The 24,731-nt window shown below is 58.8% G+C and carries 15 protein-coding genes; 12 read left to right on the plus strand and 3 right to left on the minus strand.

Features of this window, described 5'->3' with window-relative positions:
- The first annotated feature begins 107 nt into the window (after positions 1–107).
- The 11 genes from H3T88_RS05235 (at position 108) to H3T88_RS05285 (ending at position 19,502) form a co-directional block, all read left to right on the plus strand.
- A complete protein-coding gene (locus H3T88_RS05235) occupies positions 108–3,248 on the plus strand; it encodes an alpha-mannosidase (RefSeq protein WP_198203806.1) in 3,141 nt (1,046 codons plus the stop codon).
- A gap of 82 nt (positions 3,249–3,330) precedes the next feature.
- The gene (locus H3T88_RS05240; protein WP_198203924.1) at positions 3,331–4,329 is read left to right on the plus strand and encodes a carbohydrate ABC transporter permease; all 999 of its coding nucleotides are present in this window, start codon (positions 3,331–3,333) and stop codon (positions 4,327–4,329) included.
- Positions 4,326–5,222 (plus strand): carbohydrate ABC transporter permease, encoded by an 897-nt coding sequence (locus tag H3T88_RS05245; RefSeq protein WP_232347146.1) that lies wholly within the window; start codon positions 4,326–4,328, stop codon positions 5,220–5,222. The genes H3T88_RS05240 and H3T88_RS05245 overlap by 4 nt, the downstream gene beginning before the upstream one ends.
- 117 nt (positions 5,223–5,339) lie before the next feature.
- Positions 5,340–6,680 (plus strand): ABC transporter substrate-binding protein, encoded by a 1,341-nt coding sequence (locus H3T88_RS05250; protein ID WP_198203807.1) that lies wholly within the window; start codon positions 5,340–5,342, stop codon positions 6,678–6,680.
- A 397-nt stretch (positions 6,681–7,077) separates the two neighbouring features.
- Positions 7,078–10,227 (plus strand): alpha-mannosidase, encoded by a 3,150-nt coding sequence (locus tag H3T88_RS05255; protein ID WP_198203808.1) that lies wholly within the window; start codon positions 7,078–7,080, stop codon positions 10,225–10,227.
- Positions 10,228–10,329: 102 nt separating this feature from the next.
- The gene (locus H3T88_RS05260) at positions 10,330–11,631 is read left to right on the plus strand and encodes an ABC transporter substrate-binding protein (protein ID WP_015021590.1); all 1,302 of its coding nucleotides are present in this window, start codon (positions 10,330–10,332) and stop codon (positions 11,629–11,631) included.
- Positions 11,632–11,633: 2 nt separating this feature from the next.
- The gene (locus H3T88_RS05265; protein WP_198203809.1) at positions 11,634–12,605 is read left to right on the plus strand and encodes a carbohydrate ABC transporter permease; all 972 of its coding nucleotides are present in this window, start codon (positions 11,634–11,636) and stop codon (positions 12,603–12,605) included.
- Positions 12,602–13,441 (plus strand): carbohydrate ABC transporter permease, encoded by an 840-nt coding sequence (locus H3T88_RS05270; protein ID WP_015021592.1) that lies wholly within the window; start codon positions 12,602–12,604, stop codon positions 13,439–13,441. The genes H3T88_RS05265 and H3T88_RS05270 overlap by 4 nt, the downstream gene beginning before the upstream one ends.
- A gap of 7 nt (positions 13,442–13,448) precedes the next feature.
- A complete protein-coding gene (locus H3T88_RS05275) occupies positions 13,449–14,741 on the plus strand; it encodes a glycoside hydrolase 5 family protein (RefSeq protein ID WP_198203810.1) in 1,293 nt (430 codons plus the stop codon).
- A gap of 230 nt (positions 14,742–14,971) precedes the next feature.
- Positions 14,972–16,123 carry a LacI family DNA-binding transcriptional regulator gene (locus tag H3T88_RS05280; protein WP_232347147.1) on the plus strand — a complete coding sequence of 384 codons (1,152 nt, stop codon included), beginning with the start codon at positions 14,972–14,974 and terminating at the stop codon, positions 16,121–16,123.
- Positions 16,124–16,244: 121 nt separating this feature from the next.
- Positions 16,245–19,502 (plus strand): glycoside hydrolase family 2 TIM barrel-domain containing protein, encoded by a 3,258-nt coding sequence (locus tag H3T88_RS05285; RefSeq protein WP_198203927.1) that lies wholly within the window; start codon positions 16,245–16,247, stop codon positions 19,500–19,502.
- Positions 19,503–19,521: 19 nt separating this feature from the next.
- Here H3T88_RS05285 and H3T88_RS05290 read toward each other — a convergent pair whose 3' ends face one another.
- Positions 19,522–21,063: a xylulokinase gene (locus H3T88_RS05290; protein WP_198203811.1), complete on the minus strand. Its 1,542-nt coding sequence runs from the start codon at positions 21,061–21,063 to the stop codon at positions 19,522–19,524.
- Positions 21,064–21,256: 193 nt separating this feature from the next.
- On the opposite strand from H3T88_RS05290, the gene H3T88_RS05295 reads away from it, so the two are divergent.
- The gene (locus tag H3T88_RS05295) at positions 21,257–22,492 is read left to right on the plus strand and encodes an ROK family protein (RefSeq protein WP_015021597.1); all 1,236 of its coding nucleotides are present in this window, start codon (positions 21,257–21,259) and stop codon (positions 22,490–22,492) included.
- Between the two features lie 28 nt (positions 22,493–22,520).
- Here the strand turns inward: H3T88_RS05295 and H3T88_RS05300 are convergent, their stop codons facing one another.
- Together H3T88_RS05300 and H3T88_RS05305 are read right to left on the minus strand one after the other, a co-directional pair.
- Positions 22,521–23,075, minus strand: a complete 555-nt coding sequence (locus tag H3T88_RS05300; RefSeq protein ID WP_198203812.1) for an NUDIX hydrolase — start codon at positions 23,073–23,075, stop codon at positions 22,521–22,523.
- A 1-nt stretch (position 23,076) separates the two neighbouring features.
- Complete coding sequence (locus H3T88_RS05305) at positions 23,077–24,678, minus strand: aminopeptidase P family protein (RefSeq protein ID WP_198203813.1); 1,602 nt, start codon at positions 24,676–24,678, stop codon at positions 23,077–23,079.
- Positions 24,679–24,731 lie beyond the last annotated feature (53 nt).

The raw sequence follows: 24,731 nt of genomic DNA on the forward strand, positions 1-24,731 counted from the left end.
CGCGGACGGGGATTTTTTGCGTCCCTCATGTGATGTATCGCAAGAGTTCACAGTGCCAGGTAAAGCGATCAAAGCGGATTGTATTGTAATGGAAAGGTGCTCGGTTTATGCAAATCAAGGTTGATCGAGAGCTGAACAAGTGTAGGCGCTTCCTCAGAGATCGCATACGTCCTTTTATCGAAGAGGAACTTGAATCCTGCACTGTCGCCGCTTATGTCAACTCAGGGGAACCTGAACCTCCCAAGGACTTTATTCGTCGTGCAGAGGCAGGTTTGATTCGATTCCACCCTGTTGATCGTGGAGATGCGTGGGGGACGAACTGGGGCACGACCTGGTTTCGCGTTGATGGCAGGCTGCCTATGTCGGAGTCCCGTCACGGGACGGAGATTGATCTGATTGTTGACCTGGGTTGGAATTCCAGCGTTTCCGGGGGGCAGTGCGAGGGATTGGTCTTTGCCAAGGATGGAAGAGCGATCAAGGGCGTTCAGCCAATGAATGCTTGGGTCCGCTTGCAAGGCAAGGGTGCTATGGCGGGTCTGTGTGACGACAATGGCGCCTTCAGCCTGTATGTTGAGGCCGGGTGCAATCCCATGCTGTTGAATATTCCACAGCGTTCCACGGATTTGGGCGAAGAGGCCGATGGGCGTGTGTGTGGAAAGTATGCCTTCCACGGCATCAGTCTGTGCCGGTTTGATCGTGAACTTTGGGAGTATGCCAGGGATCTGGAGGTCGTTACGGGCCTGCTTGATGTCATTGACAAGAACTCGGTGCGATATTGGCAGGTGATGAAGGCCCTGCAGACCTCGCTCAATCATTATGATGATGATCACCGTGCTGAAACACTCGGCCAGGCCCGACATGCATTGGCTGGGGTGTTGAGCAAAACCAACGGCCCGACGGTTTTCCATGATCATGCGGTCGGTCACGCACATATAGACACCGCCTATCTGTGGCCGAAGCGCGAGACAAGGCGAAAAATCGGCAGGACTGTTGCCAATGTCCTGGCCCTGATGGATCAGGACGACGAATTTGTTTTTGCAATGAGCTCAGCTCAGCAGTTTGCATGGCTGGAGGAGGATTATCCTGATCTCTTCAGACGCGTAAAGGAACGGATAGACCAGGGTCGATTCATTCCTGTGGGCGGAATGTGGGTGGAAGCAGATGCCATGATGCCTTCAGGCGAGTCTCTTGTCAGGCAGATTACCAATGGCCGTAGGTATTTCAAAGACCATCTTGGCATCAGTCCAAAAGGCATCTGGTTGCCCGATAGCTTTGGGTATACAGGTGCTTTCCCGCAGATTGCCAGAAGGGCTGGATACAGCTGGTTCCTCTCACAGAAATTGTCCTGGAATGACACAACCAAGTTTCCCCATCATTCCTTCATCTGGGAGGGAATCGACGGCAGCCCGATACTGACTCATTTTCCGCCTACTGATACTTATGCCGCCGAAATCACTCCCGGTGAATTGCGTTACTCGGAGATGAATGCAGCCGACAAGGAATGGATCGACCAGGGTCTGCTGCTTTATGGATACGGTGACGGTGGCGGCGGTCCCACCAGGGAGATGCTGGGCAGGCTCTCCAGGTTGCGCGATCTTGAGGGCGTGCCCACCTGTACTTCCGCGTCGCCTGACGATTTCTTCCAGACGCTGGCGGATCAGATGAATCGTTGTGATGGCTTTGAGAGGCCACGTTGGCACGGTGAGCTATATCTGCAACTGCATCGAGCCACGCTCACGGCGCAGCAGGACATGAAGGCTGACTGCCGTCGCGAGGAGGGGATGCTCAGAACCATGGAATATCTGGGTTGCCTAGCCAGCTTGTGCCATGCGGAATATCGTTACCCCGGCGATCGGCTTCAATTCATCTGGCACCGTCTTCTGCTCAACCAGTTCCACGACATTCTCCCAGGTTCCTCGATTTCTTGGGTGCACCGTGAAGCCCGTCAGGAGTATGAGCAGGATATGTCCGAGCTGAGCGGGTTGATTCAGTCGGCTGCTGATACTGTGGCCGAGGCTGATTCCGATCTTCCCGTGCTTCAAAAAGGGTATATCGCGCAAAAGGATTGGCTGGTGCATCCAAGTCTTCCAGAGGACTGCGCTGTGGATGACGGTTGTCTTTCCTGCAATGATTCCGCTCCTCAGGTCCATGCTGAAAAAGATGGATTCGTCATGGAGAATGCTTCGATAAAGGTTGTCATCAACAACGAAGGACTGATTGTATCCTTACGTGACCTTAAGGCTGGACGCGAACTGGTGGCTTCGGATCACGCTCTAGGCTCCTATCGCCTGTTGATCGACAAGCCATGCGAACGTGATGCATGGGAATTGGACCGAGATGCCTTCCTGGGTCCCATTGATGAAGGCAGGGTCGTCAAGGTTGAACCTGTTTGCTCATCCGTTTCGGCCGGCGTGGAGATCACCACGGCTATAGGCGCCGGAACAACTATCAGGACCCAGGTTCTTCTGGATGGTCAAAACAGAAGTCTCAGGTTCCATGCCTACGTTGACTGGCAGGAGCGGGATCGCTTTCTCAAGGTGGATTTCCCTTTGAATGTCCAGACATCCATGGCTACTTACGAGTGTCAATACGGTACAGTCGATCGTCCAGTCTGTAGGGATGATGCAGACACGGAGGCGGCCTTTGAGTGTTGCACCCATAGATTCGTGCACCTTCACGAGGGTGGATATGGAGTTGGGCTGGTCAACGAATCCACATATGGCTCCAGTGTCTTCCCGGTGGAGTCCGACGGGAATAACGGTGGCAGAACAGGGACCCTTTTGGAGTTGTCGCTGCTTTCCGCGCCCACATTCCCTGACCCCAATACGGATGTCGGCCGGAGCCACGAATTCACCTGGGAGGTCCTTCCGGGTGCCAATGTGGCGGATACGGTCAAGGAGGCGGGTGTTATCAACGCACCGACAATCGCCCATCTGCCGCAGGTCAGGCCGCTGATTCAATTGCGTCAAGGGAAAGGCACGGTGATTCTGGATTGGGTCAAGCCGGCCGATGATGGATCGAAGGACATCATTGTTCGTTTGTATGAACCTGTCGGGGAATCCGCAACTGCGGACATTCTTGCAGATGATCTGATCGCCGAGGCAACCGTATGCGAAACGGATCTGCTGGAAGTAGCCGGGGCGACCCACGGCATGCCATCCGCCCTGGAAGGCGCTTGGATTCCTCTGCAAGGTGCGCACCTTAACCTGCGTCCGTACCAATTAACGACGTTACGGATTCGACCATGATGGGCTCGGCGCCCAGGCCATGGCCAATGAGGACTGCCGGGGCGCTTATGTACACAACAACATCAAAAGAAAGCAGGGCGATATGACTACGATGTCAGAATCTCCCACATCCCTGTCATCACCAAAACCCAGGGGTGTAAATCCATCCAATCGATGGAAAAAAGGGATACGAAGCAAAAGCAGGTGGGCCGGCTTGGGATTTGTCCTGCCGTTCCTGCTGGTCTTTTTTGTAGCAACCATACTACCTATCATTTATGCTCTGTACCTGAGCCTCTTCCGGGATCAGCTCATAGGCGGCAGCCATTTCGTTGGATTGGCCAACTACCTATCGCTGCTCAAAAGCGGTACTTTCTGGGACGGGGTATGGCGTGTGATCCGGGTGTTCCTGATTCAGGTGCCGATTATGTTGGGCCTGGCTCTCCTGGCGGCCCTGTGCATCGACTCCGGGCGACTCAGAGGGCACGGGTTCTTCCGAATCATCCTTTTCCTGCCGTATGCAGTTCCAGGCGTTGTCGCAGTGCTGATATGGGAATTCCTGTACGGCGATCAATTCGGGTTGACTGCCAGCATCAACAGCTGGTTCAACATAGCCATGCATCCATTGTCCAAAAACGTCATTCTGTGGTCCATAGGCAACATCATGACCTGGTCGTTCCTGGGATACAACATGCTGATTCTGTACTCCGGGCTGAAAACAATTCCTACCGAGCTGTATGAAGCCGCCCGTTTGGACGGAGCCAGCGAATGGAAAATCGCTCGTTACATCAAGGTGCCGGCAATAAAGGGGCAGTTGCTGATCACATGGATGTTCTCCATTATCGGTACCTTCCAGCTTTTCAGTGAGCCACAGCTGCTGAAGACGCCCGCGCCCAACGCAATATCAAGCAACTACACGCCCAACCTTTGGGCATACAACCTGTCTCTTAACGGAAGCCAGTACAACAATGCAGCTGCTCTGGCAATTCTTATGGGACTGATCACAGGGGTGATCACCTATATCACCCAGGAGCGGGGATCGCGAAGCGGCGATGAGAAGAAGCCCAAGGCATCCCGAGCTGCAAAAAGGAGGGCTGATCGATGAGTATCGTCAAACATTTCGGATCAAACAGATCTACCGGCGCCCACAGTCTGGTCCGGCACTCGCCGGCCATGCTCATCTTTATGCTGCTGCTGGCGTCGTATTCCTTGATTCCATTGTTGTGGCTGCTGATCAATGCCACCAAGACCCAGGCTGACGTTATGTCCACGTTCGGTCTGTGGTTCGGACACGGCTTCAACCTGATAGACAACATCAAGGAGACCTTTTCCTATAAGGATGGGATTTTCGCCAAATGGCTTCTCAATACCTTCTTATACGTGCTGATCGGAGCCGGCGGTGCGACTTTTTTGGCGACCATGGCGGGATATGCGCTGGCGATCTTTGACTTTCCGGGCAAGAAAGGCATCCTTGCCACGGTTATCGGAGGCATAGCCATCCCGGGAACAGCGCTGGTCGTTCCTACATTCCTGCTTTTTGCCAAGCTGGGATTGACCAATACACCATGGGCTGTCATTCTTCCGTCGCTGGTGAGTCCCTTCGGCCTTTATCTGGTCATGAGTTATTCGAGGACCGGCCTGCCAGTCAGCGTCATTGAGTCGGCACGCATGGATGGTGCGGGGGAATTCAGAATCTTTGCACAGATTGTGGTGCCTCTTCTGTCGCCCAGCATCATTACGGTGCTTTTGTTCGCTATCGTACAGACCTGGAATAACTATTTCCTGCCGTTGATCATGCTCAACGATCCGCGGTGGTATCCGCTGACCGTGGGCTTGAATGAATGGAATGACCAAGCTACGGGCTCGTCGACGCCAGAACCCATTTACAACCTGGTGATCACTGGTTCCTTGCTTACGGTCATACCGATTATTGTCATTTTCCTAATGCTGCAACGTTACTGGGAATCCGGCCTGACGGCTGGAAGCGTCAAGCAGTGATCCATCGATGTGACAAGGAGGTCATGGAGAAAGTCCCTCGTCTTGGAGGTTGCAGAAGAGACGGGGATAAGTAGGCATCGTCGATTCGTCGGCATGTCAAATCAAAGGAGATTGGTGATGAAACACAGCAGAATGACGAAATTCGCCACTGTCGCCACGGTGGCGGCTTTTGCGACAACTTTGTTGAGCGCCTGCGGAGGTGGCTCTTCAACAACCCAGAGCGGTCATGCAAATGACGTGGAACAGGCGCTTGAGAAAGGAGGCGATCTGGTCTATTGGACCTGGACATCGTCCGCTGATACCCAGGTCAAGGCCTTCGAGAAGCATTACCCCAAGGTTCATGTCAAGGTCGTCAACCCTGGCAGCGGGGCAGCGGCATATACCAAGATGATGAACGCCATAAAGTCGGGGTCCAATGTACCCGACATCATGCAGATCGAGTATCAGGCCCTGTCTCAGTTCTATACTCCGGGTAACCTGTTGGATCTGGCACCTTATGGCTTTGCCTCGCTCAAGAATCAATACGCGGCGTCCGCATGGAGCTCGGTGAGCGTTGGAGGCAAGGTCTACGGACTTCCTCAGGATACCGGTCCGATGGTTCTCTATTACAACAAGAAGGTCTTTGACTCGTTCGGCATCAGTGAGCCGCCAAAAACCTGGGATGAGTTCGTCAAGGACGGCGAGATCATGCAACAGAAGGATCCAAGCGTCCATATCACGAGCGACTCGGGTCAAGGCAATTTGGTGGCCTCCCTGCTTTGGCAGGCCGGCAGCCATGCCTTCAAGGTCTCTGGATCGAATGTAACCATCAATTTGAGTGACCCCGGCGCCAAGCGGTGGGCTGCCGTCTGGGACAAGCTGATTGGAGAGCATCTGATCACTACAGTGGCCAATCAGGGCACGGAGTGGTACCAGGCTGCAAACAAGGGGAAGATGGCATCCATCATTTCAGCCTCGTGGCTTCGCAACACCCTGCAGACCTCGGTAAAGGAAAGTGCCGGGGACTGGAGAGTGGCTCCCATGCCTACATATGACGGGAAACCGGCCTCGGCCAATTACGGCGGTTCGTCTCAGGCCGTATATGCAAAGACGAAGAATCCCGCATTGGCTGCTGGTTTCGTCAAGTGGTTGAACAACTCACGAGAATCCATTGAGCTGGCCACGGCTTCAGGAGGCTTCCCCAGCACAGTCAAGGATTTGAATGCTCAGGACTTCCTGGAGGAGAAAGCCGACTACTTCGGCGGCCAACAGGTCAACAAGGTCTTTAATCAGAGCTCCAAGGATATTCGGTCTGGCTGGCAGTTCCTGCCCTATCAGGTCTACGCCAATTCAATCGTGAATGATTCGATTGGCAAGGCCTATGAGGGCTCGGTCCGTTTCGAGGATGCGTTGAAGACCTTCCAGAAGGACCTGGTTAAGTATGGCAATGAACAGGGTTACACGGTAAAAGGTCTGTAGATCGATTCATGTGATTGACCCTTCCATACCCCCATCTTGAAGACGGCGCGCAATGACAGCGTGGTCGGAGTCAAGATGGGGGTATTTAATTTTGGCGAAGCTGTCATGGGGAAGATGCTTTCCTGATTGTCTGTTTTTCTTTTGCACTTGCGGTTCCTTTGCCAATTTGTGTTATCTGATTTTGCGCACGGCTATGGGGATACAAGAGGCGTATAGCAGCTGATGTCGGATTTTCTGCCAGGTCCGCCGTTTGATGACGACGCGATTGGGCACACTGACTCATGATGGCCAGAACATCTTTACAACTGATGTTGGTCATTGGATAAAAAAGAGATATAATATTACTAAACCGCTTTAGTTTTGAAGCGGAATCTGCACAAACAAGGAGGTTTACGGGATGCAGCTGAAGGTGGAGCGTGAACTCGACAGGTGTGATCGAGTCATGAGGCAACGGGTGCTGCCCTATGTCGATAGAACGGTCGGCCATTGTGCAGTCAGGGTCTACCGGATTCCTGGCGAGCCCATTTCCTCCCAGGACTTCTTCCGCCGCCTGAACAATGGGGACATTCCTTTTGAGCCCTTGGATCTTGGTGAATCCTGGGGGACCACTTGGGGAACAACCTGGATGGAGATCAAGGGAAGCATTGACCAGAGCCATCGAGATGAGGCTCCGCTTGAACTGATTGTGGACCTTGGATGGCAGCCCGACTCTCCCGGCGGCCATTACGAGGCAGAGGCCTACCGCCCCGACGGCTCCATTATCAAGGCGGTCAACCCGAAGAACCAGTGGATCCCTCTTGACGGCAAGGACTGGAAGGGGTTGGCCACTGATGAAGAGCCTTCTCTTATCGGGCCAGACGGTACATTCACCCTCTATCTGGAGGCAGCCTGCAATCCGCTTATTCTCGGTGTTCCGGCCTTCGCGAAGACACAGCTGGGGGAGGGAACCACAGGACGGGCTGATGAGTCCAACATCCTGACCCGTCTGGATGTCTGCCGCTTCGATCAGGAGATATGGAACTACGCAATGGATCTGGAGGCGGTCAGCCAGATCATCAAGGAGTGCAACAAGAAACAGCCCCGCTACTGGCGGTTGGGCAAGGCTTTGCAAACCTCCCTCAATGACTATCAGGAAGGCGATGCAGACAGTCTGCCTCAGGCGCGAGGGGCTCTGGCGGAGGAACTTCGGCGTCCTGCGGTGTCCAGCAGCTTGGACCACGCAGTGGTGGGCCATTCCCATATTGATTCGGCATGGCTCTGGCCTAAGCGTGAAACGCGTCGAAAAGTGGCGCGTACTGTTTCCAACATGCTGGCACTAATGGAGCGCGATCCGGATTTCATCTATGTGATGAGCTCGCCGCAACAGTATGCATGGCTGGAGGACGACCACCCGGACCTGTTCTCCCGCCTGCTGCGTCGAGTCAAGGAAGGGCGCTTCATCCCGGTGGGCGGGATGTGGGTGGAATCTGATGGCATGCTCCCTACCGGTGAATCATTGACAAGGCAATTTTCCTACGGCAAGCGTTACTATCGAGAGCACCTTGGCGTTGACACCGACGTGGTCTGGGAGCCGGACAGCTTCGGATACACAGGTCAGTTCCCCCAGATCGCCCGTCGTGCGGGGATGCGCTACTTCCTCTCACAGAAGATCTCCTGGAATGACACTACCAAGTTTCCACATCACACTTTCGACTGGCAAGGCATTGATGGCACATCCATCTTTACGCATTTCCCACCCATGGACACGTATGCATCCAGCATGACGGCAAGGGAGCTCAATCATTCTGAAGAGAACTATCAAGACAAGGATCTCTCAGATAGAGCAATCGTCCTTTGCGGTTACGGTGACGGCGGCGGCGGCACCACTCGTGAGATGTTGGGCCGCTACGATCGGTTGCGTGACGTCGAGGGAGTAGCCAGGGCACGTTATGAGGCTCCTGAGGACTTCTTCCGTGAATCCAGCAGGCAGATTCATCTGCGTGCCGGTCGGGAGATGCCCGTCTGGAAGGGCGAGCTCTATCTGGAGTTGCACCGCAAGACCCTGACCTCCCAGCAGGATATGAAGCGGGGCTGCCGGCAGGAGGAAGCCATGCTGCGCACGGTCGAATACCTGTGCGCTTACGCCGGCCTGGTCGATGACTCATACGAGTACCCCCGTCAGGAGCTGGACGGAATCTGGCGCACGCTTCTGCTCAACCAGTTCCATGACATTCTTCCAGGTTCCGCCATCTCCTGGGTGCATAGGCTGGCCAGGGAAGACTACCGTAGGGACATAGCACGTCTGGAGCAGGTCGGCGACGAGGCTGCCCGCGTCATAGCCTCCGCCCAGCCAGAGGCTCCCATGGTGTCCGATGCCAGGCTGATACCCATGGACGGCAAGGGTCAGACGGCTTGGAAGGCTGTCGGGCCAGTCCAGGCGCAGGAGGGGCCCGAAGGCATACGGCCTGTCCAAGTCAGTCAAGAGGGTGACGGATTCGTCATGGATAATGGTCTTATCCGTGCCGTCGTCGCTTCGGATGGCGAGGTCCATTCCATCCTTGACAGGACCTCTGGCAGGGACCTGGTCCCCCAGGGCTCATCGGTTGGCGGATATGAGCTCTTCAAGGATGAGCCCTATATGTGGGATGCATGGGACCTGGAGCGCGATGCCCTGCTGACTGCTTCTCCGGTCGATGACCCAGTCGCCATGGAGGCCTTGGGTTCCGGTGTTCGGGTATCGCGTCGGCATGGGGAGACCACAATCGTGACCACAATCGGGCTGACCCCTGGCAGCAGGCAGTTGGACTTCACTGCTGATGTTGACTGGCATCAGGATGAGCAGCTGCTCAAGGTGGACATCCCCGTCGCCGTTCAGGCCAGGTATGCACAATTCGAGTGCCAGTACGGCTTCATCGACAGGCCCATTCAGAAGAACAATGCTGCCGAAGAGGCCCAGTTCGAGAGCTGTACGCACCGATTCGTCAGGATCAGCGACGACGGCCTTGCCGTCGGCGTGGTCAACGCTTCGACATACGGCGGTGACACCACACCGATTCACTACGACGAGAAGGCTGGCAAAGAGGCGGGTACCCTGGTCAGACTGACCCTTCTGTCCGCTCCGGTCTTTCCTGATCCGCATACCGACAGGGGCAGGCACAGTTTTGCCTGGTCAATTGTCCCTGGGGACACCCAGGCTGACATCCTGCAAGCAGCCTATGCCCTCAACGCTCCGGTCTTCCATCATGGACTGCCTGCCGTTGAGCCACTGGCTGCTGTCGAGGATATCCAGGGCACCACCGTCATCGACTGGATCAAGACGGCTGATGACGACAGCGACGATGTGATTGTCAGGGTCTACAACCCGGATTCTTCGCCCTCCAAGGCCAGGCTGCGCACTGGGTCGGTCCTGCAGGGGGCGACCGTGAGGGAGACCAACTCCCTGGAGGATGGACCTGTGCCCGAAGGCGTGCGGCCGGGTCTGTGCTCCGCACAGGGTGAGCAAGCTGATGGTGCCTTGCTGAATCTTGTTCCCTTCCAGTTCACCACCTTGAGACTCTCCAGGCGCTGAGTCGCCTGAGCAGGGGTGTTTGTCCGGCCGGTTCGTTGGTCGGTTTGGACCGGCCGGAAGCCCCACAAAGAAGTGAGTAGTAAAAAAGGAAAGGAAGCTCCGATGAGAGCACTGAAGAAGGTAGCAGTAATGATCTGCGCGACTGCCATGGCGGGTTCGTTGGCGGCGTGCGGAGGAAGCAACAGCAGTTCAGGGGGGTCAAAAGATGGTAAGCCGTCAGGCGAAATCTCCTTCCAGACCTGGAACCTGAAAAACGACAAGTACACTCCGTACTTCAAAAATCTGATTTCAGCCTACGAGAAGTCACATCCCGGCACCACCATCAAGTGGGTCGACCAGCCATCGGACAACTATGAGCAGAAGCTGTCCGCCGATGCTGCGGCCAACTCCCTGCCCGACATCATCGATGCCGGTCCCTCTCTGATGTACGGCCTGGCCAAGGCCGGGGCCCTGATGAACATCAGCAAGGAGGCTCCCAAGGCCCAAAACAACTATTACAAGAATGCCTGGGATGCAGTGACCTTCAAGGGCAAGGACATCGAGGAGGGTGCCTACGGCTTCCCTTGGTACGTCAACGATGGACCGACCTATTACAATTCTGAGCTCATGCAGAAGTGCGGACTCGATCCCAACAAGCTGCCTGTGACCTGGGACGACTACTTCTCCCAGGCGGACACCATGGTCAATAGCGGCTGCGGGGCCTACATGTCCACCATGCTGGGCGGCTCCGTCGATGACTATGCATCGGCCGGCATCCCCATCATGAACAAGGACCACACCAAGTACGTCTTCAATTCCCCCGAGGCCGTCAAGCACCTGCAGCGCTTCGTCGACCTGTATAACAAGAAGGGAATCCCGCCGGAGGCTCTGAGCGCACAGTGGTCTCAGCAGGGCGAGTTCTTCCAGAAGGGCTCCATCGTGGCCATGGGCGGCAGTGCCTACTCGGCGGCGGATTTCAAGCAGAACTCCCCTGACCTGTACAAGCATCTGGCTGTGGGCACCAAGATCAGCGATCAGGGCAAGTCCGCCAGCCTGGCCTATGAGATGCTGGCCGTCAACGCCCAGACCAAGAACAAGACGCTCGCCCTGGACTTCGTCCAGTATGTGACCAATGCCAAGAACCAGCTGTCGTTCGCCAAGAAGTCCAACACCTTCCCCTCCAGCAAGGGCGGCCTTGATGATCCCTATTACGCCAACATCGACACCAGCGATGTTCAGGGCAAGGCCTTGAAGATCACTCTGAACTCCGTAAAGAACGGGTACTCAAGCCGTCCTGCCGAGTTCACCGATGCCAATGGCAAGGACTACCTGCAGCAGCAGGCCGCCCTGGCCCTGCAGGGCAAGCAGACAGCCAAGGAGTCCTTGGACAAGGCCGTCAAGTACGCCAACGAGAAGCTGCAGTAACTATGAGCCACACCGACTCTTCCGCCATCCGGCCGAAGGCTTCTGCCCTCGGCCGGCACGGCGGGCCCCAGGCCGGGGTCCACGGCGGCAGGGGAATCCACTGGACCACTACCCTGGCCCCTTACCTGTTTGTTTTCCCGGCCTTTGCCATCGTCTTCATCTTCGTCATCCTCGCTGCGCTGAATACCTGTCGCCTGGCATTTACCGATTCCACACTGCTGCGACCGGGCAAGTTCATAAACATTCAGAACTTCGTAAAGATCGTGCATGACGACTACTTCTGGACCGCGTTGCTCAACTCCACCCTCTACGTGGTCTGCGTGGTCCCCTTTATGGTGATTCTTCCCCTGATACTGGCCAACCTGGTCAAGGGGAACTCCAGGATCATGGGGTTCTTCAGAACCTCCTTCTACACTCCCGTTGTCATGTCGGCAGTGGTGGTGGGAATGATCTGGACCAATCTGCTTGACCCGAAGGGGCTGGTCAACTCGGTTCTGGAGTCCCTGCACATCATCCACAGCCCGATCCCATTTCTCAGCGATCGCTGGCTGATACTGTTCACTTCCATGTTCGTCACCATCTGGCTGGGCCTGGGATACTACATGGTCATCTACCTGACCGCCCTGGCCAACATTGACGCCTCCCTGTACGAGGCAGCCTCGCTGGATGGGGCAGGCCCGGTAAGGCAATTCCTGTATGTCACCATCCCAGGAGTGAGATCCACCATCGTGCTGATCATGATGCTGTCCACCATCGCGGCCTTCCGTGTGTTCAACGAGATCTACGTGCTCACCAACGGCACGGCCGGACCCGGTGGCGAGGACATCACCATGTCCATGCTCATTCAGAAGGAGGGCACAGGCATCCAGGCCAGGACGGGCTATGCCAGTGCTCTGTCGCTGATCGTCCTGGTTGTGGTCGGAGCCATGCTGGTCCTGCAGCAGATCATCCAGAAGCGGGGAGAGGACTCATGAAAAGCGGTCACTCCAAAGTCACTGTTGGCAAGGTCATTCAGTACCTTGTGCTCATACTGGTCTTCTTCCTGCTGGTGGGGCCCTTCGTCTGGGAGCTGTCGCTCTCCTTCAAGGGCAAGGGCGACAATGTCTATGCGGTTCCGCCCTACATCATCCCGAAGACCCCCACTTGGAACAATTACATATCCGTCTTCAGACAGGTTCCGGTCTTCCGGTACATGCTGAACACGGTGATCGTCGCCGTTCTTTCCATCGGTGGCAATGTCATCTTCTCGACCATGGCCGGATATGCGCTGGGTCGACTCAAGTGGCGCGGGCGCAACCTGCTCTTCACGATTTTCATGGGCACCATGGTCATCCCCGTCGAGGGTGTGGTCATCTCCCAGTTCCTGATCGTCAGAAGCGTCGGTCTGCAGAACACCCTATTGGCCGTCGCCCTGCCAGGCATGGTGGGCGCCGTCAATATTCTGCTGATGACCAATGCCTTCAAGGGCATTCCGGATGAGCTTGAGGAGGCGGCCGAGGTGGACGGCGCCAATCTTTGGCAGCGCTTCTACCGGATCTGTGTGCCTCAGGTCAAAGGCACCATGACCGTCGTCGGCATCTTCGCCTTCGTGGGCGCCTGGAATGATTTCCTCTGGCCCCTTATCGTCATCTCCGACGAGTCAAACTACACGCTCACTCTGGGCATGAACCGACTCAAGGGCATGTTCATTTCGGATCCCAGATTGATAGCAGCGGGGGCCCTGGTCTCCCTGATACCGATCCTGGTCTTCTTCGCCTGCTTCCAACGCTACTTCTTCCGTGGTCTGGAACAGGGTGGCATCAAGGAATAGCATCATTATGAAATTTGGAGTCAATTACACCCCCTCCCACAATTGGTTCTATTTCTGGCTGCATCCGGATTGGGATGCTGTCGCCAAAGACCTGGACGACATCGCCTCCCTTGGGCTGGATCATATCCGCATCTTTCCGCTGTGGACGCTGCTCCAGCCCAACAGGACCTGGATCAACGATGCCGCCCTGGACGACCTGAGGCATATGGCCGCCCTGGCGGATGAACGAGGGTTGGATGTCTATTCGGATGTGATTCAAGGGCACATGTCCAGCTTTGACTTTGTGCCCGCCTGGCTGGTCTCATGGCACGAAACCAACATGTTCACGGATACGGACGCTGTCCAGGCGCAGGCCCGTCTGGTCGCTTCGGTCTATGAAGCCTTGGCGGATCTGCCGCATTTCCGCGGTCTGACCATTGGGAACGAATGCAACCAGTTCACTGACCGTGTCCATCCGCGTCGAATGCCCTCCACCTCCAAGGAGGCCGAGGGCTGGCTGTTGCAGCTGTTGACCCCATTGAAGCAGAGGGCGGCCCAGGAGGGCCGCGTGCTTCTGCATTGCGAAAACGATGCGACCTGGTATCAGGATGGACACGCCTTTCTTCCGCGATATGCGTCCAACATCGGAGACATGACCTGCATTCATTCCTGGGTTTTCAACGGCGCCGCCCAGGAGTGCGGCCCCTTGGCCGAGGAGAGCACGCGGCATGCCGAGTACCTGGTGGAGCTGTCGAAGGCCTTTGCCGGTCAGCCCCATCGGCAGGTTTGGCTGCAGGAGATCGGTGCCCCGCTCAATGTAATGGGTGCAGGGCAGGCTGCTGACTTTTGCAGGTCTTCGGTGGAGCATGCCCTCGATTGCAGCGATATGTTCGGCATCACCTGGTGGTGTTCTCATGATGTCGACCTGCAATTCGGTGATTTTCCTCCCTTTGAGCATCATCTGGGTCTGTTCGACCAAGAGCAGCATCTCAAGCCCATAGGCAGGGCCTTCGCCCAGGCAGTGAAGGACTACTCCGACAAGGTGGTCTCTCAAACCCGGTCCACGGCTCTCGTGGTGGATGTGGACGAGCATGATGATCCTTTGCTCAGATCCGCCTGTGCGCCTGGCGGTTCTATCTTCAAGAAGTGGATGGAACTCAGCCGCCAAGGTGCTAGGCCGGCCCTGGTCACATCCCTGCACGCGGCGGACAGCAGCTGGCTGCGGGACAGGGGGATCAGTGAGTGCATTGCCGTCAAACCTGTTGGTGGAAGCTCATATAGCGCTGTATCCGACCCCTCACTTCTGCAGAATAAGTCCTGACCGCGGCATGCCCGGCTTCCGGATTCGGCTCCTGCCTTCGTCTGAGGCTGGAATGTGAGCGATAACAAGCTCCTTGGCCTCAGAGGAGGTTGTTGACCAAGGTTTTGTGCTGATGAGGGTCTAAGTTAGGGTTAAAGGTCGATATTCATATACGCACAAGGCGTGTGGCAGGCAGTCTGATTTGCTGAGTCGGCCGAGCCGGATCACGGGTGTCGACGAGGATGGTTGATATGAGGTGGCGCATGGACGGCGAGTCCGATGGCGGAGAAACGGAAGCCAGAACGGGCTCGTCTGTTCATAAGGGGACGGACGATGCCAGGGTCAACCTCAAGGACATAGCCAACGAACTGGGGATATCCCAGACAGCGGTCTCCTTCGCCATCAATGACAAGCCTGGAGTCTCCATCCAGACCAAGCGCAGGGTTCGCGAAGCGGCTGCCAGGATGGGATGGAAACCAGTATATGCAGCCCAGGCCCTGGGCAGTTCCAGGACCATGACGGTGGGCTTCGCTCCGGCCAGGTCCATGGATGCCTTCCAGACCGAAGGATTCATGCTGCATTTCATGGCTGGCATCCATACATCCCTGAGCAGGTCGGGATACGGCCTGCTCTTCCGCCCCTGCGCCACGCTTGACGAGGAGCTGGACACTTATCGGGACTGGGCCAGGCGCAAGCGGGTCGATGGGGTGGTCCTGGTTGATCTTCTCTCCGATGATCCCAGGCCTCGGCTTCTGCATAATCTAGGCCTGCCCGCAGTTTTGGCCGGAGGTCCGGACTCGGACAACTATCTGCCCTCGCTGTCCATCGACGATTCCAGAACCATGACGACGATCATGAACCATCTGAGCTCGCGTGGGCATGCCCGGATCGCTTATTTGTCGGGGGATGAAAATCTTGACTACAGCCAAGCCCGTGTCTCTTCCTTCAAGGAGTTCGTCCGTCGTAAAAACCTGGGGGAGCCGAAGGTGGAGTTCACGGACTTTACGCCGGACAAGGCCGCGGCCCTGACTCTTCGTCTGTCCTTGGGGAAGAATCCGTATACGGCTTTTATCTATGAGAACGAGATCATGGCTGCAGCAAGTCTACGAGCGATGCTGGAAAGCAGGATGACCTCCATAACAGTACCGAGGCCTGAGAATAAGGCTGCAGCTCCTGTTTCGGCCTATCTCGGTCTGCCGGCCATGGTCAGCTTCGAGGACAGCTTTATCTGTCAGAGCACCTATCCTTCCATTACATCAGTCCATCGTGATGCCGGGCTCTACGGCACCAAGGTGGCCAACCTGCTTCTGAAGATCTTCCGAGGGGAGCAGGTGGGGGGCAACCGCCGCATTCTGACCCCCAAGCTGGTCATTCGCGAGAGCACGGCGCGTCCTCTGCGATGAAACCTGTGACAAGCGCCGGGAATTCTGTGCCATGGCCCCGGTATCATGGTCGCATGTGAGCGTAAACGGTCACGCCTGTGAAACGTCTGCCGCCAATGCCACCGAGGAGGATGGAGTCGTCATGTTCATACCACGTTATTACGAGGATCCAGCCACGCTGCATGTGGGGACCGAGCCCAACCGTGCCTACTATATGCCGGCCGGCGCCCCCATGGACACGCGTGGCGACCTGCGCAAGCGCTCCGACCGATACCTGGATCTGGATGGAGACTGGGACTTTCGCTATTACGTAAGCATCGATCAGCTGGACGCCGAGGTTCAGTCCGCCAACGAGGCCAAGGATCCGGTCTTTTTCGAAGCAGACTACAGCCCCTCCCGGGATGCGGGCCGAGGGGTGTACCAACCCATCCATGTGCCAGGGGTCTGGCAGACCCAGGGCTATGACAACCCCCAATACACCAACGTGCGTTATCCCTTCCCCTTCGATCCGCCCAGGGTGCCGGCCGACAATCCCTGCGGCATCTACCTGCGCTCCTTCGACTACGAGCCTGATCCCTCGGCACCTCGTGCACTGCTCAATTTCGAAGGGGTGGACTCCTGCTTCTACCTCTGGGTCAACGGGGATCTGATCGGATACAGCCAGGTCTCGCACGCCACCAGTGAGTTCGATGTGACCGACCACCTGCGGCAGGGCCGCAACCAGCTGGCCGTCCTGGTGCTCAAGTGGTGCGATGGCAGCTATCTGGAGGACCAGGACAAGTTCCGCATGAGTGGCATCTTCCGCGATGTCTACATCCTGCGTCGGCCCAAGGCACGTCTGCGCGACTGGTTCGTCCACACCGATCTGGACGAGGACACGAGTCATGCCAAGGTGACCCTGGACTTGGATCCCGCCGGCGTATCGGGCCAGGACGATGCCGCTCTTGACGTGCAGGCTCTGCTGACCGATCCCGATGGGGTGGAGGTGGCCCGGGCCGAGCTGACAGGTTGCAAGGAGCCTGAGCAATTTGTCATGGAAGTCAGCCATCCCCGCCTCTGGAATGCCGAGGACCCTGAACTCTACCGGCTGACTCTGTCGACCAGGGCCAGCGCTTCTGAACCCGACGATTCTGCTCGGCCCTTGCCGGGGGAGTACCCCGACGAGGTAATCACCGAGTACATCGGCCTGCGCACCATAAGCGTGGACGGCCAGGTGGTCAAGGTCAACGGCAGCCCCATCAAGATTCACGGGGTCAACCGACATGACGGGGATCCGCGCACCGGCTTCGCCATCGATCAGAGGCAGATCATGCGCGACCTGACCCTGATGAAAGAGCACAACGTCAACGCCATCCGCACATCCCATTACCCCAACAGCCCCCAGTATTACGCCCTCTACGACCAGCTGGGCTTCTATCTGATCGCCGAGGCAGACCTGGAGACCCACGGCATCGAGGCCCTCTACCACGGTCCGGACTGGAAGGAGCCCGATTACTGGAATGGTCGCATCGCCGACGAGCCGCGCTTCACCAAGGCCATTGTCGACCGGGTCCAGCGCAGCGTGGAGCGGGACAAGAACCATCCTTCGATTCTGATCTGGTCCATGGGCAATGAAAGCGGCTACGGCTGCGGCATCGAGGCGGCTCTGGCCTGGACCAAGTCCCGGGACTCCTCCCGTCTGACCCACTACGAGTCGGCCATCCACGGCTCGCCCCGGAAGGATCTGGACTACAGCAATCTGGACATCACCTCGCGAATGTATCCCAGCATCAAACAAATCGAGGATTACTTCACGCCGAAGGGTCCTCATGGCATCAGCAGCCACGGGGATGACGGAGACGGAGGACGTCGGCCTTACTTCCTCTGCGAGTACTGCCATGCCATGGGACTGGGCCCCGGGGATTTGGAGGACTATTTCCGGGTCATTCAGGCCTATCCAGGGCTACTGGGCGGCTGCATCTGGGAGTGGGCCGACCATGCCATCGACCAGGGCAGGGACCGCGAGGGCCGTCGGATCTATGCCTACGGTGGCGACCACGGCGAGTACCCCAACGATGCCAACTTCTGCATGGACGGCCTGGTCTACCCCGATCGACGGCCCCACACAGGCCTCAAGGAGTTCAAGAACGTATTCCGTCCGGCCCGTCTGGTCGGCTACGATCCCCAGACCCGGCTGCTCACCCTGCACAACTATCTGGACTTCACCTTCCTGGACGAATACCTGAGCCTGAAGTGGACCCTCCTGTGTGACGGGGAGCCGGTTGCCTCCGGGACGCCGGAGCTTGACCGGGGGACCGGCCTGCACATCGCCCCCCATGCCGAGGGTACCGTGGGTCTGCCACCCATGAATCCTCCTGAGAAAGGCCGTCTGACCCTGCTGGTGGAGTATGTCCTGGCCAAGGCCGATTCGGTGCTTCCACAGGGGCATCCACTGGGCTTCGATCAGCTTGAGGCTGCGGACATGGGAATGCCTGAACGTCCCAACGGCGTGGCCAGGGTCATCAGTGCCGATCCCGGCAGCGGATCCCGGGGCGCCCATCGTCCGATGGTCAGGCAGACTGATGCCCGCTTCGATGTGGAGGGGGCCGACTGGCGCTACGTCTTCAACCGCCGAACCGGCATGGTGGAATCCATGTGCATCGACAACCGTTCCCTGCTGACCGCCCCTATGGAGGTCAACCTCTGGCGGGCGCCCACGGATAATGATGCCACCATCAAGGAGGAATGGCACAAGGCCGAATACGACCGGGCCAGCACCAGGGCCCTATCCTGCCAGCTGCAGACCGATCAGGAACGGGGGTTGACCACCATCAAGGCTGAACTGTCCCTGGTGGCACCTTTCATTCAGCCCATGGGCAGCATCCTCGCCACCTGGGCCCTGAGTGACCAGGGTGGGCTGGACCTGAAGATGGAGCTGCATCGGGATCCCGAGTTCCCCTATCTGCCCAGGTTCGGCCTGCGACTCTTCCTGCCCAAGAGCCTGCAGCGGATCACCTACTGCGGCTATGGGCCCTACGAGAGCTACCGGGACATGCACCGTGCCAGCCACTATGGCGTTTTCCATGACACCGCGCAGGGTATGGTCGAGCACTACCTGCGTCCCCAGGAGAACGGCTCCCATTATGGTTGCGACTACGTCCTGGTGGAGGATGACCGCTCACTGTTGCAGGCGGCGGGGGATGGTCCGATCAGCTTCAACTGCTCCCCCTACACACAGGAGGAGCTGACCGCCAAGGGGCACGACCATGAGCTGGAGGAATGCGGCTCGACCGTGCTCTGCCTGGACTATGCCACAAGCGGAGTAGGCTCGAACAGCTGCGGACCCGAGTTGGATCCCGCCTATCGTCTGGATGAAACCGATCTGGTCTTCGGACTGCATCTGCGGGTCCGTTCCAAGTGACCCAGGCTGGCGGGGCCTTTCATCCCCGCCAGCGCAGGTACTGCCGGTAGACCTGCTCACAGGGGGCTCCCGTCAGCGTGGTCTCGATGTCCACCGGCCAGACGGGGGGCTCCTCTTCCCCGGTCAGAGCCCAGGCCGCCTGGCGGGCCGCACCAATGGCCACATATTCGTCCGGACGTGGTAGCTGCACATCCATGCCCAGTATTCCCGGGGCATAGGCTCTGACCGCTGAGGACTTGGCGCCGCCGCCGACCAGGAGGATCCTGGAGACTGTGGTGCCCAGCCGCTTCAGCAGCTCCAGACAGTCGCGCTGGGAGCAGAGCAGACCCTCCACGAATGCCCTGGCCAGGTTGGTGCGGGTGGTATCGGCCAGGGTCAACCCCTCCAGCCTGGCGTGGGCGTCAGGGCGGTTGGGCGTGCGCTCGCCGTCGAAGTAGGGGATCAGGGTGATGCCCTCGGCACCCGGCGAGGAATTCTTCGCCAGTTCGGCCAGACCGTCATAATCCGTTCCGAGAGCGGCCAGGCCCGCGTCCAGGATGCGTGATGCGTTGATGGTGCAGGCCAGGGGCAGCCAGTGGCCGGTCGCATCGGCGAATCCGGTCACCGAGGCGCTCATGTCATAGGCGGGGACCGGGCTGACTGCTGCAGCGACACCCGAGGTTCCCAGGGAGATGGAGACGTCGCCCACCTGCATGGCCAGGCCCAGAGCCGTCATGGCGTTGTCGCCACCGCCCGGTGCGATGATGCAGCCGCCGGGCACATCCCGGCCGGCGATGCGGGGGTCGGCCTTGGCTCCGACCTGGTGGGGGCCAAGAACCTTAGGCAGAATCACACGCTCGGCCATGCCGACGGGCAGGGCCATGGCCAGCAGGTCACGGCGATAGCAGTCGGCGGCTGGGTCGTAGTAGCCGGTGCCGGAGGCATCCGAGCGATCGGTGAAGAGATCCTCCAGTCCGGGTTCGGTCCCCGGGTCGGCTGCGGGGCCATGACCGGCGATGACCCAACTCAGCCAGTCGTGGGGGAGGCATATGGCCGCGATGGCTCTGGCATTATCCGGTTCCACCCGGCTGACCCAGGCCACCTTGGTGATGGTCAGCGAAGCCACCGGGGAGGATCCCACAGCCCGCACCCAGGCTTGTTTGCCGCGCATGGCCAGGTCCTGTTCCGGGCCCGGGTCCTTGTTTGTCCCGCCATTTTCCGCCTGAGCGCTTTCAGCCTCGCTGGTCTTGGACCTGGCTAGCCGGATGATGAGATCATCGGCATCCGGAGCCGAACGCGTGTCATTCCAGAGCAGGGCATCCCTGATCACCTGTCCCTGGTGGTCCAGCAATACCATGCCGTGCTGCTGGCCGCCCACGCTGATGGCAGAGACATCGTTCAGACCTCCCGCCTGGGCTGAAGCCTCCTGAAAGGCCTTCCACCAGGCCATGGGATCGACGCTGGTGCCTGCCGGATGTGGAGCCTTGCCAAAGCGAACCAGTCGACCGGTCTGGGCTTCGGTGACCCTCACCTTGCAGGACTGGGTCGATGTGTCCACTCCCGCCACCAGGATCTCATTCATGTCAGCCTCCTCGCTTTCTGGGCTCCGGTCTTTGGAGTACCCCATCATAGTATCTCAATTATTAAATCGATAAACTAAATGGCCTTGTTCCGGGTGCTCGCAATTGCTGACCCACCGTCGGACTCGAACGTAAGATGTTGAAGAGGCCCAGGATTCAGTGGGCCCATGTTCGTTCATGAAAGGTTGTTGAACCGTGACTGCCCTGCGCTCCATCAATCAGGATGATCTGAGGAACCACAACCTCTCGGTCATCATCGACACCATTCTGCGGTCGCCTACCTCGCTCAGCAGGGCGGATCTGGCCAAGGCCACAGGGCTGACCAAGGCCACCATGTCACTCCTGGCGGGCCTCCTGCTCAGGAATCGGGTGGTGCGCGAGGAGGAGCCCGAGACCTCCCAGAGCAGCCACGGCCGACCCAGCACCCCGCTGTCCATCGCACACGGACGCTGGGCCGGCCTGGGCCTGCAGATCAACACCGATGGTTACGGCTGTCTGGCCGTGGATCTGGATGGGACCCTGATCGATTCGGCCTGGGTCAAGGATGACATGCACGAAGCGGAACCTGATCAGGTCTTCGCCAACCTGGAGAAGCTGGCCAAGCCCATCGAACGCAAGCTCTCCCGTCGCCACTACCGTACAGTGGGTTCGGGCCTGGCCCTGCCCGGTCTGGTCGGCGGCGACACCACCCTGCTTATGGCCCGCAATCTGGGATGGGAACGTCTGGATCTGCAGGACTTCCCCCTGGTTCGCCGTCTGGCTCCCAGAGTGGGCAACGAGGCGCGTCTGGCAGCCCTTGCGCAGATTCCCGGATACGCTGCCCAGCGTCCGGCTGGCGGACATGAGGGGACGCTTTCACCCACGGACTCCTTTATTTACATCTCAACTGACATCGGCATCGGCGGGGCTGTGGTGCGCCGCGGGGCCGTGGAGACCGGGGATCATGGGTTCGCTGGCGAATTGGGGCATGCCTCGGTGGACCTGAACGGGCCCACCTGTCGTTGCGGCCGTCGCGGATGCCTGGAGACCTACGCCGGGCGTCGGGCCCTGGTTGAGGCGGCTGATATCGCCACCGGAGCCGAGGCGGTCACGCCTCAGGCCATGGAGGAACTCTACCGGCGCTGGCAGCAGGGAGACGCCAAGGCGGTCGACGCCATCGACCGCGGACTCGATGCCATGATTTCGGTCATTGCCTCCGCCATCAACATTGTCGACGTGGATACGGTCATCCTGGGGGGATTCTGGTCGCACTTCGGGGGAAATCTGGCCCAGCGCCTGCAGGATCGTCTCAATCAGCTGACCCTGGGCCGGGATGCCGTGGACATCCGTGTGCTCATCCCCACCCAGGCCGACTATCCGGCCCTGGAGGGAGCAGCGCTGGTGGGCCTGCGCCGTTTCATCGACAATCCGCTGGATTTCTTCGAGAACTGATAGGTCGAGGACCGGGACGTCCAAGGGTTCAATGACCAGCCTGAGACTGGTCGGAATCGGCTGGCATCCGCCTGCCGTTGACCCTGAAGAGGGCGTGGGCGTCTCCGCCCTGCAGGCGTTTCAGATAGGTTCGGGCTCGGGCCATGCGTTCCACAGTGGTCTGGGCCAGCGGGGCTGGGAGTTGATCGGGTTCGAACCAACCGACCGACAGGCTCTCCTCGTCACCCACAAATGGGTCGGCATTGCCGTTGGGGTCGGGCCGGCAGATGAACAGATGATCCATGTACATGGTCCGGTCACCGTTGGCATAGGTGACCACCTCCCGGGAGGATGTGACCGCCGCCAGGTCGGTGACGATCACATCCACCCCGGTCTCCTCCTTGACCTCACGGACCACGGTGTCCGCCGGGTCCTCGCCGGGTTCGTTGATCCCGTAGACCAGGGCCCACTGGCCTGTGTCGGAGCGCCGGCCCAGCAGGACACGGCCCTGGTCGTCGCTGACGAGGGCCGTTACGCCGTTCAGCCAGAGCAGGTCATGGCCTATGGACCGGCGGAGTCTGAGTACGAAGTCAGGGGTTGGCATATCAGTCCCGGTCCGGGTCGGCCAGCGCAGCCCGCTGGGCCATCCAGGCCTCCACCTCTTCCACGGTCTTGGGGATGCCTGCAGACAGCCACTGGGGTCCCTGCTCGGTCATGAGCACGTCGTCCTCCACGCGCACGCCGATACCGCGGAACTCCGGGGGCACCAGCAGGTCGTTCTCCTTGAAGTAGAGTCCGGGCTCGATGGTGAAAATCATCCCTGGGGTGATGGGCGCGCCCTGGTAGGACTCGTACCTGGCCTCCGCGCAGTCGTGTACGTCCAGACCCAGGTGGTGGGCGCAGCCGCAGGCGTGCCAGCGCCGATGCTGCTGGCCCTGGGGGGAGAGGGACTCCTCCACGCTGACCTTGAGGATGCCCCACTCGTGCAAAGTTTCAGCCAACACACGCATGACGGCATGATGGATGTCCGAGTAGGTGGCGCCGGGCTTGGCGGCTTCGAAGCCGGCCTGCTGGGCCTTGAGCACAGTCTGGTAGATCCGCTTCTGCAGTGGGCTGAAGGTGCCGCCTACAGGGAAGGTGCGGGTGATGTCGGCCGTGTAGAGGCTGTTGACCTCCACGCCGGCGTCAATCAGGAGCAGGTCGCCTTTCCGGACCGTCCCGTCGTTGCGCATCCAGTGCAGAATGGGAGCGTGCTTGCCCGAGGCGATGATGGAACCGTAGCCCACATCGTTGCCTTTCTCCCGGGCGTTGGCATTGAAAACGCCTTCCAGCATCCGCTCGGAACGGGGCTTGCCCACCACCCGGGGCAGGTGGGTAAGAATCCGGTCGAACCCGTCCTTGGTGGCGGCGATGGCCTTGCGCATCTCGCCCACCTCGTAGTCGTCCTTGATCATGCGGGCCTCGGAGGTGAACTCCTCGAGCTTGTCGTCGGCCTCCTCATTGCGGTCCGGACCACCGATGCCGTTGGCCTTGCGGGCGGCCTCCACCTGGTTCAGGACCTCCTGGTCGGCGGTGCGGATTACCCGCATCCTGACCGCTCCCTGATCCGGTCCCAGATCCTTGGCGATGGCATCGGGGAAGGATGCGATGTCCTTGGTGGGGATGCCGGTCATGATGGCCAGCTCCCGCAACCCGGCCCGGGGACCTACCCAGTACTCCCCATACTGGGAGGACCGGTAGTAGTCGCGGGTGGACTGATCGGCCCGTGGATGGACGAAGAGCTCAGGGGTATGGGTCAGGCCCTTGGCGGCCTCCGGACTGTCGGGGTCCACCGGGTCCAGGACCAGGATGGCCCCGGGTTCGTAGTCCTCGCCCAGGCCCGTGTAGTAGGCGAAGGTGGTATCTGGGCGGAAGGCGTAATCATTGTCGTTGTTTCGGGTCTTATAGGAACCGGCGGGGATGACCAGGCGTTCGCCGGGGAAGCGCCGGCCCAGTTCACGCAGACGGCGCTCAGTGTATTTGCTGGACTCCAGCGGCTCGATCTGGGGCTCCTGGGCCTGCCAGCCGGTGGTCATGAACTTTTGGAAAGCGGCGGAGTTGGGGCGCAGGGTGCGGTTGTTCACCCGGTCTTGCATGTTCTGCTCATCCAGGTCCACATTCTTGGGATCGGTGTCTCCTTGTAGATGCTCCTGAGCGGATACGGTCACGTCCAGCCTCCTTGAAATTCCGGTTCTGACTATGTTGGTTCCATGGTAGTGCG

The organism is Bifidobacterium sp. W8110, from assembly GCF_016101375.1.
Taxonomy (GTDB): Bacteria; Actinomycetota; Actinomycetes; order Actinomycetales; family Bifidobacteriaceae; genus Bombiscardovia; species Bombiscardovia asteroides.